The 18368-nt window shown below is 40.8% G+C and carries 13 protein-coding genes; 4 read left to right on the top strand and 9 right to left on the bottom strand.

Translation table 11 applies throughout. The features are described from left to right. Positions 1–3 precede the first annotated feature (3 nt). From DUT71_RS13050 to DUT71_RS13035, 4 genes are all read right to left on the bottom strand, one after another. Entirely contained in the window at positions 4–1200 is a 1197-nt protein-coding gene (locus DUT71_RS13050; protein WP_113662984.1) for an efflux RND transporter periplasmic adaptor subunit, read from the bottom strand. Positions 1201–1273: 73 nt separating this feature from the next. Further along, on the bottom strand, positions 1274–1873 hold the full coding sequence (locus DUT71_RS13045) for a TetR/AcrR family transcriptional regulator (RefSeq protein WP_113662983.1): 600 nt from the start codon (positions 1871–1873) through the stop codon (positions 1274–1276). 161 nt (positions 1874–2034) lie between these two features. Beyond that, positions 2035–2409 carry a response regulator transcription factor gene (locus DUT71_RS13040; protein ID WP_113662982.1) on the bottom strand — a complete coding sequence of 125 codons (375 nt, stop codon included), beginning with the start codon at positions 2407–2409 and terminating at the stop codon, positions 2035–2037. 95 nt (positions 2410–2504) lie between these two features. Further along, complete coding sequence (locus tag DUT71_RS13035; RefSeq protein WP_240186926.1) at positions 2505–3788, bottom strand: MFS transporter; 1284 nt, start codon at positions 3786–3788, stop codon at positions 2505–2507. Positions 3789–3902: 114 nt separating this feature from the next. Between DUT71_RS13035 and DUT71_RS13030 the strand changes: the two genes are divergently transcribed. The 3 genes from DUT71_RS13030 (at position 3903) to DUT71_RS13020 (ending at position 7516) form a co-directional block, all read left to right on the top strand. Beyond that, positions 3903–5183: a DUF2130 domain-containing protein gene (locus tag DUT71_RS13030; RefSeq protein WP_113662981.1), complete on the top strand. Its 1281-nt coding sequence runs from the start codon at positions 3903–3905 to the stop codon at positions 5181–5183. Positions 5184–5244: 61 nt separating this feature from the next. After that, on the top strand, positions 5245–6936 hold the full coding sequence (locus DUT71_RS13025) for a sodium:solute symporter family transporter (RefSeq protein WP_113662980.1): 1692 nt from the start codon (positions 5245–5247) through the stop codon (positions 6934–6936). Positions 6937–7039: 103 nt separating this feature from the next. Continuing rightward, positions 7040–7516 carry a hypothetical protein gene (locus DUT71_RS13020; protein WP_240186925.1) on the top strand — a complete coding sequence of 159 codons (477 nt, stop codon included), beginning with the start codon at positions 7040–7042 and terminating at the stop codon, positions 7514–7516. Between the two features lie 71 nt (positions 7517–7587). Here DUT71_RS13020 and DUT71_RS13015 read toward each other — a convergent pair whose 3' ends face one another. The 4 genes from DUT71_RS13015 to DUT71_RS13000 form a co-directional block, all read right to left on the bottom strand. Continuing rightward, a complete protein-coding gene (locus tag DUT71_RS13015) occupies positions 7588–8907 on the bottom strand; it encodes an OmpA family protein (protein ID WP_113663080.1) in 1320 nt (439 codons plus the stop codon). Positions 8908–9330: 423 nt separating this feature from the next. Continuing rightward, entirely contained in the window at positions 9331–11463 is a 2133-nt protein-coding gene (locus DUT71_RS13010) for a right-handed parallel beta-helix repeat-containing protein (protein WP_113662979.1), read from the bottom strand. 530 nt (positions 11464–11993) lie between these two features. Then, positions 11994–13775, bottom strand: a complete 1782-nt coding sequence (ggt, locus tag DUT71_RS13005; protein WP_240186924.1) for a gamma-glutamyltransferase — start codon at positions 13773–13775, stop codon at positions 11994–11996. Then, positions 13744–15522 carry an AMP-dependent synthetase/ligase gene (locus DUT71_RS13000; protein WP_113663078.1) on the bottom strand — a complete coding sequence of 593 codons (1779 nt, stop codon included), beginning with the start codon at positions 15520–15522 and terminating at the stop codon, positions 13744–13746. The genes ggt and DUT71_RS13000 overlap by 32 nt, the downstream gene beginning before the upstream one ends. A 227-nt stretch (positions 15523–15749) precedes the next feature. Here DUT71_RS13000 and DUT71_RS12995 point away from each other — a divergent pair, with 227 nt between their 5' ends. Continuing rightward, entirely contained in the window at positions 15750–16226 is a 477-nt protein-coding gene (locus DUT71_RS12995; protein WP_113662978.1) for a hypothetical protein, read from the top strand. A 74-nt stretch (positions 16227–16300) separates the two neighbouring features. Here DUT71_RS12995 and DUT71_RS12990 read toward each other — a convergent pair whose 3' ends face one another. Next, a complete protein-coding gene (locus tag DUT71_RS12990; RefSeq protein WP_240186923.1) occupies positions 16301–18121 on the bottom strand; it encodes a M61 family metallopeptidase in 1821 nt (606 codons plus the stop codon). Positions 18122–18368 lie beyond the last annotated feature (247 nt).

Below are 18368 nucleotides of genomic sequence, written 5' to 3'. Positions count from 1 at the left end.
TGGTTATTTTTTAGAAATTAATTGGGCTATTTTCTCCGCTTTTTTCTCTGGCTGAATAAGTTGCCCATCTTGGAGTTTATCTAAACCGCTTAAAACAATCTGATCTCCTGATTTCAGGCCATCCTTGATGAGATAGTTGGTTCCAGATTTTCCGTCTACTACAATTGCTACTTTATTTACCTTGTTATCTTTCCCAACGGCAAACACAAAAATTTTATCTTGCATTTCGATGGTTGCAGCTTGCGGCACCAGCATGGTGTTCTCGTGCGATAGGCCAAGCCTGATTTTACCCGTATTGCCCGATCTTAGCAAACCCTTTGAATTGGCAAATACAGCTCTCAAGGTAATGGAGCCCGTAGTTTTATCAAACTGGCCATTAACTACATCTATTTTACCTTTAACAGGATATACACTCTGATCGGCTAAAACCAATGCCACTGCCGGCAAATGGCTAATTCTGTCTGCTACCGAATTGCCTTCATATTTATGGTTGAAATTGATAAAATCGGTTTCCGACAGCGAGAAGTAAGCATAGATCTGGCTCACATCAGAAAGCTGGGTAAGTGCCTCCGGATCCGATGGCGATACCAAACTCCCCTGCTTTTTGGGCAAACGTCCGATATAACCGCCGCTTGGTGCTTTAATTTGCGTATAGCTTAAGTTAATTTGGGCGCTGTTTACATTGGCCTTGGCCTGTTCCACATTGGCCAGTGCAATTTGATAAGTGGTTTTGGCTGTTTTTAGTTGGAAATCCGAAACTACTTTGCTCTGCACTAAAGGCGTTAATTTGTCCACTTCCAATTGGGCATTTAAAACTGCCGCCTGCGCCGCCTGCAACGAAGCTTTCGCATTGTTTAACTGTGCCCTGAAAGGTAGCTCAGAAATTTGGAACAACAACTGTCCTTTGCTTACCAATTGGCCTTCGTTTACGTAAATTCGGTCAATGGTACCAGCAATTTGCGGTCTTATTTCAACATCGGTAGTTCCCTGTAAGGTGGCCGGATAATCCACAAAGGTTTCTTGCTCACCAGTAGCAACCGTAGCCACTGGCAACAAGGGCGGCGGTGCGGCTGCCATTGGCTCCGCCTTTCCTTTACAGCTCGAAAGAAACAATATTACGGCAAGCACTAGAAGGATGATCCATTCGTTAAATAATTTAACAGCGTTAAATCTAGGGGCGGATTTGTATATACAATTCATATCATTGGGGGTTTTATGTTTATTTTACGTTAATAATTAATTTAACACTGTTAAATGGATGGCGAAAAAATTTTTAGTCGTTAATGGTTTTAATAATCGCTTTGATGGCACTTCTTAAAATTTCCTGGTTAATCTCGTCGTTGGCACCCTTTTGAACCAAATTGATAGAGATCAGGCCGTGGATCAGCGACCAAAAAGTATAGTATTTCAAACAAGAGTAATCTTCTGATACTGGCTGTTTGGTAAGCAGTTTCTCAATAGCGTCATAGAACAGATCCGTAGTGTACTCGGCTTCTGGCATTTGCTTATACAGCTCACAACAGTTTACCTGTACGCCATACATGAGCTGGTAAAACTCCTTTTCTTCAAAGGCAAAATCCCAGTAGGCTAGCCACATGGCCTCTAACTGTTCTTCGGGGTTTGTTTTACGATCCCTTGCTTCTTTAACTTTGATACCCAAGTTAATGTAACCTTGCCTGGTAAGCTCTAACAGTATGCCCTCTTTATTTGGAAAGTACTCGTAAATAATGGGAGCGGTATATTCAATTACATCCGCAATTTTTCGCATACTTAACGCGGCCCATCCTTCCTGTTTCACAATTTGTAAAGCAGCAGCTAAAATACCCTTGCGAGTATCCTCCTTTTGCCGCTGTATTCTTTCTTTACTTCCCATGCGTTTTGAGCATAAAATCATTTAACACTGTTAAGCAAAAGTATAAACTCTTTCGATTTTCTCCTATCATCCATTTGTCAGAAATATAATAGCCATAAAAAAACCTGTCTAGAAATACTTTCTGACAGGTTTTTGATTATGAGGTTTGATTAAAGATCTTGTCAAGCTACTTTTTTCTCCCCAATTAATCTCTTGATTCTATTCTCAATATAGTCGAGATCAAAAGGTTTACTGATATAATCATCGGGGCTTACGCTTTCACTTAATTTCTTGCTGTGCACATTTGCCGACATTACAATTACCGGTATATGCTTGGTGAATACATCTGTTTTTAAATCCCTGCAAATGTCAATACCGTTTCCATCTGGCAACATTACGTCTAGGATAAATAGATCTGGAATAGAGTCGGTAAGTTTCTCTTTGAGTTCCTTAAAGGTGGAAGATACCTGAATTTCGTAACCTTCATCTTTCAATAGAAATTCGATAATGAAAGCAATGTCTTTGTCATCTTCTAAAACGTGGATGCGCTTTTTCATGTGGCTAATTTAAATAGTCTATACTTCGGTTTAACACTGATTTTGTTAAAGGTTAAACAAGCGTTAAAGCAAAAGGTTTTAAAAAGATTATTTTTTTAACTGGCTGTTAACTTTAGCTTACTGAAAAAGTATGCACAAACCACCAGCAGCACCGTAACGGCTATCCAAAGGGTATTGTAGCCAAACTTTTCGGCGATATAAAATCCGCTGCTTGGCCCAATTACCTGCGCTACAGACCAGCTCAGGGTATAGCCTGCAGCATAAATGCCCCGGTTATATTCGTTACTGCGCTTAACCACAAAAGTATTGAAGAAAGGAAGGGAAAGCATCTCTCCGAAAGTAAAAAGCAAAATACTGATGATGGCCAGGGCCACCGGAAAAATTTTAGGCAACATCAATACCCCAAAGGAGAAACAAACAATAACTACGCCTACCACGATATAAAATATTGGTGACCTTTTATTCTCGATCTTGGTAATCATGACCATTTCCACCAATGCGATAACTACGCCATTAATGCCCAAAATGACGCCAATAAGTGCTTCGTTGAGGTGCCAAACTTCCTTATAAAAAACAGGCACCACCCTAAACATTAAAAACGCACAAGTGGTAAACATGACACATAGCAACAAAAACTTGATATATAGCGTATCCTGCCAAGGTTTACGGACATTCACTTCGTTTTTTTCCTGCACAGTTTGATGAAGCAGTTTTTTTGCTGGAAGTAAAAAGAAAATAGCCACTGCAACCAATACACTCACCCCACCATCAACGATAAAAAGAAGCTCATAGTTAAAAGAGGCTATGACACCTCCCATACTTACACCCACTGCCCAGCCAATATTGGTAGCCAAACGATTTAACGAGTACGACCTGGTTTCTGTTCCTGCGGTAGCATACGAAGCGATAGCAGCGTAGTTAGCCGGCCTGAAAGCCTCCGAAAAAAAGCTAATGACCACGGCCAGCACACAGAGCCAAGTAAAATCTTGTACCATGGCAAATAGCAGAAAAAACAATCCTCCTATTAATGATGCTACAATTTGCACAGGCCTATACCCCAAAACATCTGTTAGTTTACCGCCTGCCGCCGCCCCAACAATAGAGCCAATCCCAAACAAGGAAATGATGATGCCCGCATCAGACTCTGGGCGATGTAAAGATTGGGTAACGTACAGGCCCATGAAAGGCACAGCCATAAAACCACAACGATTTATTAAAATTACGAAACTTAAGATCCACGTTTGGCGGCTTAAGCCCGAAAACGAGGTTTTGTAAGCATTTAAAATACGATTGAACATTTGATTTGGCTGGTGTGCAAAATTACACATTAGGCCAGTAATTAGCCACAGCTGCACCACTAAATAAAAAAATGGTGACATAAAGCAATTTTAAGCATCCCAATTATTCTTTTAGCGTTCAAAAATATTATCTGTGCATCTGTGGCTAACAATGCTTAATTTTGATACTCTTTTTCCAAAACAATAAATTCTATTATGTCAACAGAAATCAAATGTCCTAGCTGTAATCATTCATTTCCATTGGAGGAGGTAATGGTAGAAGAGTATAAAAAAGACTTGCGGGAAAAAATGCAATCCTTTACCAAGCAAAAGGAAGATGAATATCGTAAAAAATTAGAGGCGATTGAAAGTTCTAAAAAACAACAAGAAGAGGCCTTCGAAAATCAAAAAAGGTTACAGGAACAAGCTTTCGAACAAAGATTGAACAAGGAAAAAGAAGCGTTGCAGGCCAGTGTGTCTGAAAATCTACGCAAGTCGATCAGCGCCGATTTTGAAAACAGGCTGAAACTTCTTGACCAAACCAACAAGGAAAACGAAGAAAAGCTGAAAATGGCCCGCCAAAAAGAGTTGGAATATATGCAGATGGCCAATGAACTGAAGCGCAAGGAACAAGAACTGGACCTATCTATACAGAAAAAACTGACGGAGGAGCGCGAAAAAATGGCTGTAGATATCAGGAATATCGAAAACCAACGTTTACAACAGGCCGAACTTGATTTTAAAATGAAGCTGGCAGAAAAGGATAAACAGCTTGAAGACCAAAAGAAATTGGCCGAAGAGATGAAGCGCAAAGCAGAGCAGGGCTCAATGCAGCTACAGGGTGAAATCCAGGAACTGGCCTTAGAAGAATTGCTCCGCAACTCGTTCCCATTTGATCTGATACAGGAAGTGGGCAAAGGTGTACGCGGCGCTGATTGTATCCAAACCGTAAGAAATAACTTTGGACAAGAGTGTGGCCACATTATTTACGAAAGTAAGCGTACTACTGCCTTTGCCAACGACTGGATAGAGAAACTAAAAACCGACATGCGTAGCCAAGGTGCCGAAATTGCCGTTTTGGTAACACAAAACATGCCCAAAGATATGAACTGCTTTGGCTTAAAAGATGGCGTTTGGATTTGTACCTTTAGTGAGGTGCAGGCGTTGGCCGCCGTTTTACGCGATGGCATTTTACGTTTGTTCAATGCGGCAAAATCACAGGAAAACAAAGGCGATAAAATGCACATGCTTTATGATTACCTTACCAGCAACGAATTTTCGGAACAATGGAAAGCAATTAGGGAAGGATTTATGAGCATGAAGCTATCCATACAACGTGAACGCGATGCCATGGAGAAACTTTGGAAGGCCAGAGAAAAACAATTGGATAAGGTACTGCTGAACGCTGCCCACATTAGAGGTTCTATTGAGGGGATTTCGGGCAACGACAATATTCAGCTTAGTTTAACCGACGACGAGGATCTTTTTATAGAATAACCCAAAAGTTTGGAACCTTTTTGTAAATTGCTGGGTATAAAGCCAATTAATTCTTGACTAAATGAACAGCAATTTACTCGACATTAAGGATTACATCGTATTCCTCATTTACTTTGTAGTGGTAGCCAGTTATGGTTTGTACATTTACTACAAAAAGAAATCTGCCACTTCTGACTCAAAAGACTATTTCCTAGCAGAAGGCTCTTTAACCTGGTGGGCTATTGGGGCCTCCCTTATTGCGTCCAACATTTCTGCCGAGCAGTTTATCGGGATGAGCGGTTCTGGCTTTAAAATGGGCTTGGCCATTGCCGCCTACGAGTGGATGGCTGCCGTTACCCTTATTGTCGTAGCGGTTTTTTTCATGCCAGTGTATCTTAAAAATAAGATTTTCACTATGCCGCAATTCCTCAACCAGCGCTACAACGGCACGGTGGGGATGATTATGGCCATCTTTTGGCTAATGCTTTATATTGTGGTTAACCTCATGTCTATCCTATATTTGGGCGCCGTGGCCATCAGTGGTATCTCTGGGCTTAACATAACGCTTTGTATTGTACTGCTTGCTGCTTTTGCCATTATCATTACCCTTGGCGGGATGAAGGTAATTGGCTATACCGATGTAATCCAAGTGTTTGTTTTGGTGCTGGGCGGATTGGTAGCTACTTATCTAGCCTTGGATATCATCTCGGATGGTAAAGGTGTTTTAAATGGCTTCACCAACCTACACCAGGGCGCTTCTGAACATTTCCATCTCATCTTTAAAACCGATAACCCCAATTATATGGACTTGCCGGGCATCAGTGTTTTAATAGGAGGAATGTGGATTGCCAATTTAAGCTATTGGGGCTGCAACCAATACATTACCCAGCGTGCCTTAGGAGCATCGTTACCTACCGCCAGGAACGGTCTCTTATTTGCCGCTTTCCTTAAGCTCCTTATGCCAATTATTGTAGTGATTCCCGGGATTGCGGTTTACTATATCATCAAAAACAACATCGGTGCCATCAGTGCTGATAGTTTGCTCACCTCATCTGGTGCACAGGATCCTAACAAAGCCTACCCGGCACTTTTAACCTTGTTGCCTGTGGGACTAAAAGGGCTCTCATTTGCCGCACTTACCGCAGCAATTGTAGCTTCCCTGGCAGGAAAGGCAAATAGCATTGCGACCATTTTCACTTTAGATATTTACCAAAAAGCCATTAACAAGCATGCTTCCGAGAAGAAACTGGTAGGCATTGGAAAAATCAGTGTTTTAGTATCCATGCTTTTAGGTACAGGCTTGGCCTTGGTAGTTGGCGATGCCTTGATGGGCGAAGGCAAACAAGGTTTTCAATATATACAGGAATATACTGGATTTGTATCCCCTGGTATTTTTGCCATGTTTATTTTAGGTTTCTTCTGGAAAAAAACCACCTCAAATGCGGCATTATTTGCCACCATTGGCGGCTTTGTATTTTCGGTTATCCTTAAGTTTTCGCCTGATTTCATGGATCTTTCTTTCCTGTCCAGCATTAATTTTTCGGTACCTAATGCCAAAGGAGTTTACGAAATCCCATTTATCGACAGGATGTTGATCGTATTTTTGCTTTGTGTAACGGGGATGTATTTCATCTCTGTGATAGAGAATAAGAAAAAACCAGTAACCAGCGGCTTAGAAATAGATCCAAGTATGTTTAAAACCAACAAAGCCTTTACCATAGGTGCATTGGTGGTAATTGCCATGGTTACAATTTTATATACCATTTATTGGTAGCAAAAGAGTTTGAGATATTTTATGGAAAGCCTTTTTTGCTATCATCAATAGAAATAAACATTTATGTACAGAAAAGAGTTATTAACGTAAAAACGATAAAAGGATGAAAATGAAACTTAAAAACTTTGCGTGGGCAGTTTTGGCGCTGCCAATGGCCTACAGCTGTAGCCAGGGCGGCAATAAACAAACGGGCGATACTGGTGTTAAGGCCGCTGCTGACACCCTAAAACAATGCTATACTTCTGTTTTTGAAGGTGATAGCGCTACCATGGATATCAAAATCATCGACAGTACAAAGGTAGAAGGTAAATTGGTAATAAAATATGCCGAAAAGCCGCACAATAACGGTATTGTGAGAGGAGAGTTTAAGGGAGATACTTTGTTGGTGGATTACACTTTTAAAACCGGTCAAAACCCCACAGAGTTTTCAAACCCATTGGCATTTCTTAAACAAGGTGGTCATTTAAAAATGGGTGTTGGCGTTATAGAAACCACCTTGGGCAGATCTTATTTTGCAAAAGACAAACCGATTAATTTTGAAAAGGGGAAATTTGATTTTGCTCCTGCCGAATGTAAATAACCGCACATTCTCAAAACGAAAAGCCCCGCAAGTTTGCGGGGCTTTTCGTTTCATAAGCAATTTTGTATGCTCTAGTAAAGTGTAAACTCTACCCTTCTGTTTTGTTGACGGCCAGCGGCAGTTTTGTTGGTGGCAATTGGTTGGTCTGGACCATAACCTGTAGCCTCAATACGTGAAGCGTTGGCGCCCTGAGAAACTAAGTAAGCTTTTACCGACTCGGCTCTTTCTTTCGATAAGCGCATGTTCAACTCTCTTGAACCAGTGTTATCCGTGTGTCCTGCTAATTTCAAGCTGAAGTTTTTCTCAACCAATAAAGCAGCCACTCTGTTTAAAGTTGCATAAGATTTAGAACGGATAGTTGCCTTACCTAAGTCAAACTCAAGGTTTGAAATAGCATCTCTTACCACTTTACGGTCAGCTTCGGTAACAATTACTTTTTCAGTAACTACCGGAGCAGGAATTTTAATAGGGCAGCCTGATCCATCTACTACGGTACCCGCAGGAGTATTTGGACATTTATCCAATTTGTCGGCTACACCGTCACCATCACTGTCTTTCAGCAAGTCGTTCATTTCCGAACGTAATTTGGCGTTTTCGGCTTTCTGTGCATCTAAATCAGATTTAAGAGCATTTGCAGTGTTTTTAGCGGCCAAAGCTTCTTCGTAAGTTGCGGCAGTTGGGCTAAAGAAAGCCAATTGTTTTCCTTTACCTAGCGCAAACTCTAAACCTGCATAACCGTAGTTATACTTGTCGTTGCTACCTCTGGCATAACCATCAAACTTGTCACCATCCACAAAATTAATTGTCCAACCTAAGTCGAAGTTAATGCCTTCCGATAAACGGAACTTAGCACCAACACCAACAGGAACGATCATTTTGTTCACTGCCGGTCCAGTAACTTCAGTACTAGAACCTGTAGCAACAGTAGTTGGCTCGTAGTTTACAAAACCACCACCCGCCATAGCATAAAGCGTAGCGTTATTGTGTTGGTTAAACATGCTCCAGTTTACCATATTCACCTGGGCACTTAAGCTGGCTGAATATTTCAAATCAGTGCTGTAGGAAGCAATTGGAGTGGCGTTTACGGTACCATCGTTAAATGGCTCTGAGTTATCACCACGCACTTTACCCCTCACCCCGTCTAAACGTAAGGCAAAAGCGGGGCTAATTTGCTTTTTGATGTATAAACCGTAACCAAAACTCGTTTTCCAATTGGAGAAATCATTTTGGCCACCCAAGGGAGAAACACCGGTTAAAGCACCTGCATTTACACCAATTGACCAAGTTCTTAGTGATGGTTTTTGGCCCGAGGTTTCTTGAGCTTGGGCACTGCTACCGATGATTAGTCCAGCTAATGCGATCGGGAAAATTTTTAAGAAATTTTGTTTCATAATATTCACTTTATAAGTATCTGTTAGATGCCAGACACTGGTCAATAGCTGTACCAAATACTATCTCAAAAAGGAAAAACAAAACATAACTAATTAAAAAACAATATATTACAAACGGTAACAAAAAAGTTAAAGAACTTTAAAAAGTGTGTGGTTTGCTATACACTTTAAAAAAAAGGAACATAAATAAACGAGAAAAATAGACATTTATTTTATGCCAATGTTCAAAAAAATATTAGCATACGGTTTCCATTTTAGTTGATGAGCAATGCAACATCTTTATTTCCGGTGGAAAAGAGCTTAATAAACTTCATGATTTTTTCAACTGGCTTTGTCGCAAAGATTTATCAACAATTGCTGCTGATGTAAAGGAATATGGCCCTTGTAAGTTTTGCCAATTTACAAGGGCCCAAAACTAATTAATTACAGCTTAATTACTTTTACAGATTTATTGACATTGAACCCCGTTAGCATAATGATATAGGTTCCACTGGACAATCGAGATAAATTAAGCTCCAATTGCCTATCGGCGATACCTATGTTACCGCTAAGTACCGTAGTTCCCTGCAAACCAACAACGCTATATTTATGATAAATACCATCTGTTAACGCTATCGTTGCATTGGCTTTGGTTGGATTGGGATAAACGCTCACCGCATTATTTGTTAAATGGTTTTTTACTACTTGAGTAGCCAGGTAACTGATCGTACCATCTAAATCTTCCTGTTCCAACTTGTAGTAATAAGCCCCATCAATAAAGGTTTGATCAGTATAGCCATAGCTTAAAGGAATGCTGCTATTGCCTGCACTTTTTATTTCGGCAATTAAATCATATTCCTTGCCGTTGCTACTGCGGCTAATCAAGTACTGTTTGCTATCGGTTTCCGAAGCAACTTTCCAACGCAGCTGCGCTCCACCAGCAGTTGCTTTTGCAGTAAAACTGATGAAGGATACCGGCAATACATCATGGTACTCCACAGCGCCAATATCAATTGTACCGTTTTTACGGCCCCTTCCATTAAAATCAACGGTGGTAGTGTTGTAACTATCATTCCCAGCATCTTTGGCGGGACTAAGCAATTGCGGTGCTAAAAATGCAATATGACCAGGCACAGCACTGATAAATTGAGGATTCACATTGATAAGATTACCTTGATTTGCGGCGATGTACGGAGTTTGCTGAACAATGTTATTGCTTACTGCTGCAAGCAATGCGGCATCGGCAGCATATATATCTGTGGTGTTGATATTTACCGAGCTGGTATTGCCAAAGAATATATTATTGTATACATAGGTTTTTTTATCCGGATAGCTGGCACTGGTACCCACCGTAGCAACATATATACCTGCCGACAAATTAGTAGCGGCGCCACCGTAGGTGTTTCTATTCTCGTAAAAAGTGTTGTTTACGAAAATAGCGCCATAGTTATTACTCTGTGATCCATAGGCTGCTCCATTGGTGGTAGCCGCACTATTTTTGTAGAAAATACAATTGAAAAAAGATGCCCTGCCGGTATAGTTGTACACGGCGCCGCCACCGCTTCCGGTAGCCGTATTTTCCGAAAACAAGCAACTGGTGAAGGTTGGAGATGCTCCGCGAACATCTACAGCACCGCCCCTTCCGCCACCACGATTACCTTTGAAAGTACAGTTGGTAAAAGTTGGGTTGCTCCCGTTTATTGCTACTGCACCTCCATATCCCCCAAAATTCTCGGAAAAAATAGTATTCGTAATTGTAGCATGGCTTGATACAACCAACGACATTCCCGAGCCATAGTTATTTCCCGCCGTTTTGGGCGATGCGTTCATGTTAAATGACTTGGTAATTTCACAATTTTCAATCGTTGGGCTGCTGTTGTTGATATAAATTCCAGAGCCACAACCTCCAGAACTATCTCCATCTCCATTGGCCCTATTGATGGTAACCTTTACATTAGAAATGATAAAATTATTACTGGACTCTAAAATATAAATACCTCCACCAAGTCTCCTATCTATATTTTTTGAGCTAACAGCAACCGTTGAGGCTGCATTTGCCGAAGCATCTCCTTTAGTCACCGTAAACCCATCAAAAATGGTGGCATTAGTTAAACCTACGGCCAACACCACATGATATACGTTGTCTGTTTTATTTGCAGTCATATAGGTATTGGTGTTGCCGCTGGTCTCATCCACATCATTTCCATTTAAATCGCCACTTAAAATGGTTTCGTTTCCTGCTATACGTTGCAATTCGCTAGTTTCGGTGCCGGCAAAACCACCGTATATGCTTACCCCATTTTTAAGTACAAAAGCATAATCCTTAGTCGTAATCGGATCGGCCGTATTCACGAGACTATTGGGCAGATAAGTGCCTTTGGCCACAAAAATTTTATCTCCAGATTGAGCGGTATTGATAACGCCTTGCAGATCATTTGACGCCGCAGACCAGCTGGTGGCAGTAACAGCAGCCCCCGATCCGTCGGTTTTAACATAATAGGTTGTTTGCGCATTTACATTAAAAGCAAATAAGCTTAAGCACCATGCACCCAGGGTTTTCAGGTAAAGTTTCTTCATACATTTAATTGTTAGTGGTAATTTATATTTTGGTTATTTATGGCTGTTTTAAGGTGTACGTAAGGTATAAGCGGCACAAAAGGTAAAGGCGTAGCTCAATGGTATTTGCTAACAAATATTTTCACTTTAATAAAGGGACCTAATGACTAGATTTTTCCTGAATCTGTAAACAACGCTTGATTTTTGAGACGGTTAACTTTCATACACGATTGGCTTAAATGGCTGTAACAAAACTAAACGCATGGTACATCCAGAGGGTTCGTTTTTGTACGAAAATGGTTTGGTTTTGTACGAAAATCCTATCAAAAGCCTAACAAGCCCTAATCAACGCTAATACAGTGTATTTTGTCTTTTCTTTAAATAACATAACATCAACGGCAAAGGCTTAAGGGCTCGGAAAAACATAGAAGCGTTAGCCCAGAAACTTGTAAAAGAAAACCTCGTAGGTTTTAAGGCCTACGAGGTTTGATAAAAAAAAACGAGATTAACATCCGTCAACCTCGTTTATATACTACACATTAAATAATATTTTACCATCCACCGGCGGTATCATCTCCTCTTGGATCTGCGCCAGTTTGATAAATCCCACTTTTAGTGACCAAAATAGCATCAACCCTTCCAATGCTGTTGCGCTTAAAGAAAGTATATCCCTTTGCTTCCAATTTCTGCTGAACTTCTGGAGTTAGCGCATTCGGTTCAATATCCACTCGATCAGGCAACCACTGATGATGAAATTTTTTAGCATTTACAGCTTCCTGCATGTTCATTCCAAAATCAATGACATTTACAATGGTTTGAAAAACCGAAGTAATAATGGTAGAGCCTCCCGGGGTTCCAACTACCATGGATAGTTTACCATCTTTTTCCAAAATGGTTGGCGTCATTGAACTTAACATCCTTTTATTGGGAGCGATGGCATTAGCTTCATACCCTACCAACCCGAAATAATTTGGCGTGCCTGGCTTAACCGAAAAATCGTCCATTTCATTGTTTAACAGGAAACCCGCTCCTTTTACCACCACATAGTTTCCATAAGAAGTATTAATTGTGGTGGTTAACGACACCGCATTTCCATCTTTATCCACTACAGAAAAATGAGTGGTCTCTTCGCTTTCCTTTCTGGCAAATTCACCAGCCTGAATTTCGCTGCTTGGTGTGGCCTTTGCCCAGTTAAAATTGGCCATTCTACCTTTATTGTAGGCGGTTTGCAGTAGTTCTTTTTGAGGGACTTTCCAAAAATCGGGGTCGCCCAGATGTTTAGCTCTATCGGCATAAACCCTTCGTTCTGCTTCCACCATCACTTGTATAGTCGAATCAGCGTTATGTCCCCATTTGGACAGTGGAAAAGCCTCTACCGACTGTAATAATTGCACCAAGGCAATTCCTCCGCTTGAGGTTGGCGGCATGGTAATGATTTTATAGCCTCTATAGTTTCCTACAATTGGGGTCCGCCAGGCGGCCTGGTAGTTCTTCAAGTCTTCCTTAGAAATTAACCCACCACCTCTTTTCATTTCCTCCACAATATAATTGGCTACTTCTCCTTCGTAGAAACCTGCTCGGCCTTTATCACGAATTAATCGTAAGGTATTGGCCAGTTCATTTTGAACCAGCAGATCTCCCGCAGCCCATTCGCCTTCATTTTTAATAAATACAGTGCCTAAGGGATTAAATTGCTTGAATTTACTTTGCAACCTATTTAATTCGTTTGCCTGTTGCCTGGTAATTTTAAATCCATTGGTAGCTAATTGATAAGCAGGCTCAACCAACTCGGCCCATTTTAACTTGCCATATTTTTTGTGCAATGCTACCATTCCCGCAACTGTTCCAGGTACCCCGGCCGCTAAATGCCCTTCTTTACTTTTCTCGGAAATGGGGTCCCCGTTGGCATCCAAGTACATGTCTTTACTGGCTAGTGCTGGAGCTTTTTCTCTAAAATCCATTGAGTTAATTTCCCCTTTTGCAGAGCGATAAATTAAAAAGCCGCCACCACCAATGTTACCCGCATTGGGATAAACCACTGCTAAGGCAAATTTCACGGCAATGGTGGCATCTACCGCGTTTCCGCCTTTTTTAAGGATTTCAACCCCTACGGCTGTAGCCTCCGGGTGTGCCGACACTACGGCGCCTTTTTTAAATTCAAGGGCTTTGCCGCCCTTTTTTGAATCAGCATTTGATAGAAACTCAAATGCCTTTACATTTTTTTCTTTTTCTACCTGAGCATTTGCCTGACTAAAACTTAACAACATTGCCATGGCAAACCATTTGCTCATTTTAATCCTTCTACTTAGTTTCTGGATGATAGTTTTCTGCATCTTTATATATTTTCTCTATAATTTCTTTGTTTTTTTCCAAAATCACTTTTCTTTTCAAGCTCAATTTCGGTGTTAATTCGCCCCCGTCAATACTCCATTCTTTAGGTAATAGGGCAAACTGTTTTACTTGTTCCCATTTACCAAATTCCTTGTTGGCTTCATCAATTAGCTTCTGAAACTTTTCATGTACTTCTTTATTCTCTACAATGGTTTCGTTACTTCCGTATTCGATTCCCTTTATTTTGCACCAACCTTTTAAGGTTTCAAAATTAGGCACTACCAGTGCTGCCGGAAACTTTCTATTTTCGCCCAGCACCATGATCTGTTCAATAAGCGGTGCTTCCTTAATCTTGTTTTCTACTATTTGCGGCGCTACATATTTACCTCCGGCAGTTTTAAACATTTCTTTTTTCCTATCGGTGATTTTCAAATAACCATCAGTAAACTCGCCAATATCTCCCGTGTGGAACCAACCATCGGCGTCTACATTTTCGCTGGTTAAATCAGGCCTGTTGTAATATCCTTTCATCACATTGTGGCCTTTTACCAAAATTTCGCCATCTTCTGCAATCTTCACCTCTACACCTTTAATAGGCTGCCCAACCGAACCAAATTTAATGGCATCAAAATGGTTAACCGAGATCACCGGCGAAGTTTCAGTAAGCCCGTAGCCCTCAAACACAGGTAGGCCCGCTGCCCAAAACACTTTTGCCAAGCGGGGATTTAAGGCTGCCCCTCCAGAAATGATCACCTGAATATTTCCCCCTAGGGCTTCCTGCCATTTTTTAAATACCAATTTTCTAGCGATCCCTAATTTAAAGGTATACCACCAACCTTTGTCGGTATCATATTGCTCTGCCAAGCTTAACGACCAAAAGAAAATCATTTTCTTGATTCCCGTTAGCGCTTTACCTTTCTCCACTATTTTATCATAGACTTTTTCCAAAAGCCGAGGGACCGTTGAAAAGCCACTTGGTTTTACAAATTGGATATCCGCCACAATAGTATCCATACTTTCCGCATAGTAAACAGCGATATTTAAATATACATACAGGTAATGGATCATCCTTTCGAAAATGTGCGACAAGGGCAGGAAACTTAGTGCATGGGTAACATTTGGCGGCAAAAGCACTGCCGACATTTTGAAATTCTGCACTAAGTTATCGTGGGTTAGCATTACGCCCTTGGGTGTACCGGTAGTTCCCGAAGTGTAGATAATCGTCAGAATATCCTCTGGCCTCACCGCAGCCCGGTACTGTTCCAGATCTATTTGTCCCTGCTGTTTTCCTGTTTCAACCAGTTCTTCCCAATAATTTACGCCCTCAACCTTATTAAAGCTGTAAACCTTTACCTCGTGCTTAATTTCAGCGATTACTTTTTTTACCTTTTCGTAAAGTTGTTCATCGGCTACAAAAACGACCGTAATTTCAGCATCTTCTATAATAAACTTGATATCGTGCTCAGCCAACGTTGGGTATAAAGGAATTTGATAAGCTCCCAACTGCAAAATAGCATAATCACAAATGTTCCATTCTGGCCTATTGGGAGACATGATTGCCACTCTTGATCCTTTGGCAATACCCAAGGTGGTTAAACCCTTACTGAGCTGATCGGTTAATTCGCAAAACTTTTGTGTACTATATTTACGCCACTCGCCATTTATTTTACCACTGACAAACTCGTCTTTAGAAAAATTTTCTTGATTATATTTTAGGAGATCGAAAACCCTGGTTATTGTAACTGACATACGATTAAATTTATATTGGCCAACACTGTAAAACAGCCTTTTACAGCCGTAAAACATCCTAATTTAAGGTTTTTATATGAAATATATACTATGCAAGCATAATTATTTTATCCTGCACCAACTCCCTGAGAAAACAAAAAAAACAATGTTATTGTTGTTTTTAATGTACAAAAGGCACAAAAGTTGATAAGCGTGCTCTTATACATTAAACAACAATTAACATTTTTATGAAAAAATTACTTTTTACTATTATTGCTGGCGTTGCCCTTTTTGCTACGAACTTATCTAATGCAAATGCACAAAGTTACAAGACGGCCTTGGGTTTAGGTCTTGACTTCGGCAACGGCTCTACTTTGGTAGGCCCTTCTATCAAGCATTTTTTTAATGGTAACGGTGCTGGACAGGCTGAAGTTTTATTTGGCGGAAATAGCGTTCGTTTACAAGCTTTTTATCAGTACCACGGCAATATCACTGGTGCTTCTGGATTGAAATGGTTTGTAGGTGGCGGACCGGGCATTAACTTTTTCAGCGCAGGTGGCTATGACCAAACTAACTTTTTGTTAATTCCACAAGCTGGTTTGGATTTTAAAATTCCTGGAGCACCTATTCAAATGGGCTTTGATTGGAGACCAACTGCTTGGATTGGCGACAACTCTGAGTTTGAAGCCGGAAGATTTGGTTTTGGTTTTAGATTTACTTTCTAAATTGGAGCGAAGCAATTTAAAAAGACAAAGGCCCCGCAAAGTTGCGGGGCCTTTGTCTTTTTATGCTTTGGCATTTATACGCCCATCCAACGCTTTCTTACTGCCAATTGTTGTGCGGTAGCATTGTCATTATAACTAGCTTTGATCCGTACGTTAGGGCTTTCATTTAAGGTCAAAGAAATTTTCTTTTCCATCCCATCACGTTTCACGGTTACTTCTACGACATCGCCTACTTGTTTTTTAGCGATGGTAGGCAAGTTCTCTAAGGTAAGTCCCGGGTTTGGCAACTTAATGTTGCGCATTTCCTCAGCAATGCTTGAACCATCTAAAGCCAAAATTTCGTCGTTAACGTTCAGCCCCTGGATCCAAGCTGGCGAATTTCTGGAAACACCACCAACATTCACTGTTCTGGATACGGTTAAAGTAGCCCCGGTATACGGCTTATTTGGCGAAGCAATTTCTGCCTTGGCATCAATTCCCGCATAGGCAAAAAACTTTTCAAAGTCGATATCATCAACACCATCGATATATTTTGCCCAGAAATTGGTAAAGCTTATTCCGCTGATTTTTTCTACCATTGCCTTAAATTCGGCATCCGTATAACCTCTTTTCTGAACTTTTCCCTGTTCGTACATCGCTTTCATTACATCATCCAAACTTTTAGCGCCTTTGGTAGCATTGGCAATTTCCAAATCCATCAGCATTCCTATTACCTCTCCCTTGCTGTAGTAAGAAATGGAACTGTTTTTTGAGTTTTCATTAGGGCGGTAACCAATGATCCAAGCATCAAAACTAGATGAGGAGGCCGACTGGAATTTAGCCCCTGGAGTATTCATTACGGTGCCCAAACCACCAACTAGATCATTTAAAAAGGTAGTTTTATTGGTTGCTCCCGCCCTGATCAATAATTTGTTTTCGTAGTACGAAGTAAATCCTTCGGCAGTCCAAAGGTTGGTGGTGTAGTTTTCGTTGTCGTAATCAAACGGGCCTAAAGCTATCGGGCGAAGCCTCTTCACATTCCATAAGTGGAAATATTCGTGTGCCACCAATGAAAGGAATCCTTTGTAACCTTTTTCGGTGCCATAGGCGTTTCTGCTGGCACCTAATACGGTTGAATTAAGATGTTCTAAACCACCGCCTCCCTGTGCATAATTGTGAACGATAAAGGTGTAGTGTTTATTGGGATTATCACCAAAAATTGCCGTTCCCTGTTCCACAATTTTCGCCATATCAACTTTTAAACGCTCCTTGTCGTAGTTGCCCCCGCCATACATGGCCACCTCATGTTTTACACCTGAAGCGGTAAACTCAAAAATATCTTGGTTACCAACTTCTATAGGGCTGTCAAATAGGATGTCAAAATCAGCCGCATGGTAAGTAAATTTCTGTCCCGCTACAGGTTCCAAACCTGTACTTACCTTATCCCATTTACCAAAAGGCACAATCTTTACAGTACTTGGGTTTTTGATCATCCCTGCGGGGTACATGAAAATACCTGCCGATGAGAGAAAGGCGTGCGATTCGTCGATAAAGGCGGTACGCACCGATATTTCGAAAGCATAAACCCTGTAATTTACTTTTAGGGCCGCCGCCTTGGCATTAAAAACCCGCCAGGTGTTTTTGGTTACCTTTTGAAATTTAGCTGGTTTGCCATTTACCGTAGCGGTAAAGCTCTCTACATTTTTCCCAAACTCACGCACCAAATAAGAGCCTGGCGTCCAAACCGGCATCTTTAAATCTACGTAGTCCTTTGCGGCAATGCCCGACAGGTTCATTTCTATCTCGGCGTAGTGTGCCTGCGGCTCTTTAAAAGATACCTCAAAGCCAATTTTAACTTGCGATTTAGCTGCCATGGTTAACGTTAGCAACAATGCTGCTCCTAAGATTTTTTTCATTTAATAGTTTATTGTTTCAATAACTTAAAGCCCAAAAACACTTTGTTCATTGGTGCTTTATTTTACATTTCCTGTTGGTAAAAATAGAAGCTTCAGGTTCTAAAATACCAAGCGTATCGGCACAAAAATAAAATTTAAAACTTCTTTCCTCAATGTTTATCCTCAAAGTGCTGTAACATAGTTAGTACATCTTAGTAATGGTAAAACAATTAGATATTTTTGTTTGTATTCACTTCGCAATTTCCAG

Source organism: Pedobacter nanyangensis, from assembly GCF_003313505.1.
In the GTDB taxonomy this organism is placed as follows: Bacteria; Bacteroidota; Bacteroidia; order Sphingobacteriales; family Sphingobacteriaceae; genus Pedobacter; species Pedobacter nanyangensis.
The sequence above is the reverse complement of the archived record's forward strand: the minus strand, read 5'-3'. Positions and strand labels throughout refer to the sequence as shown.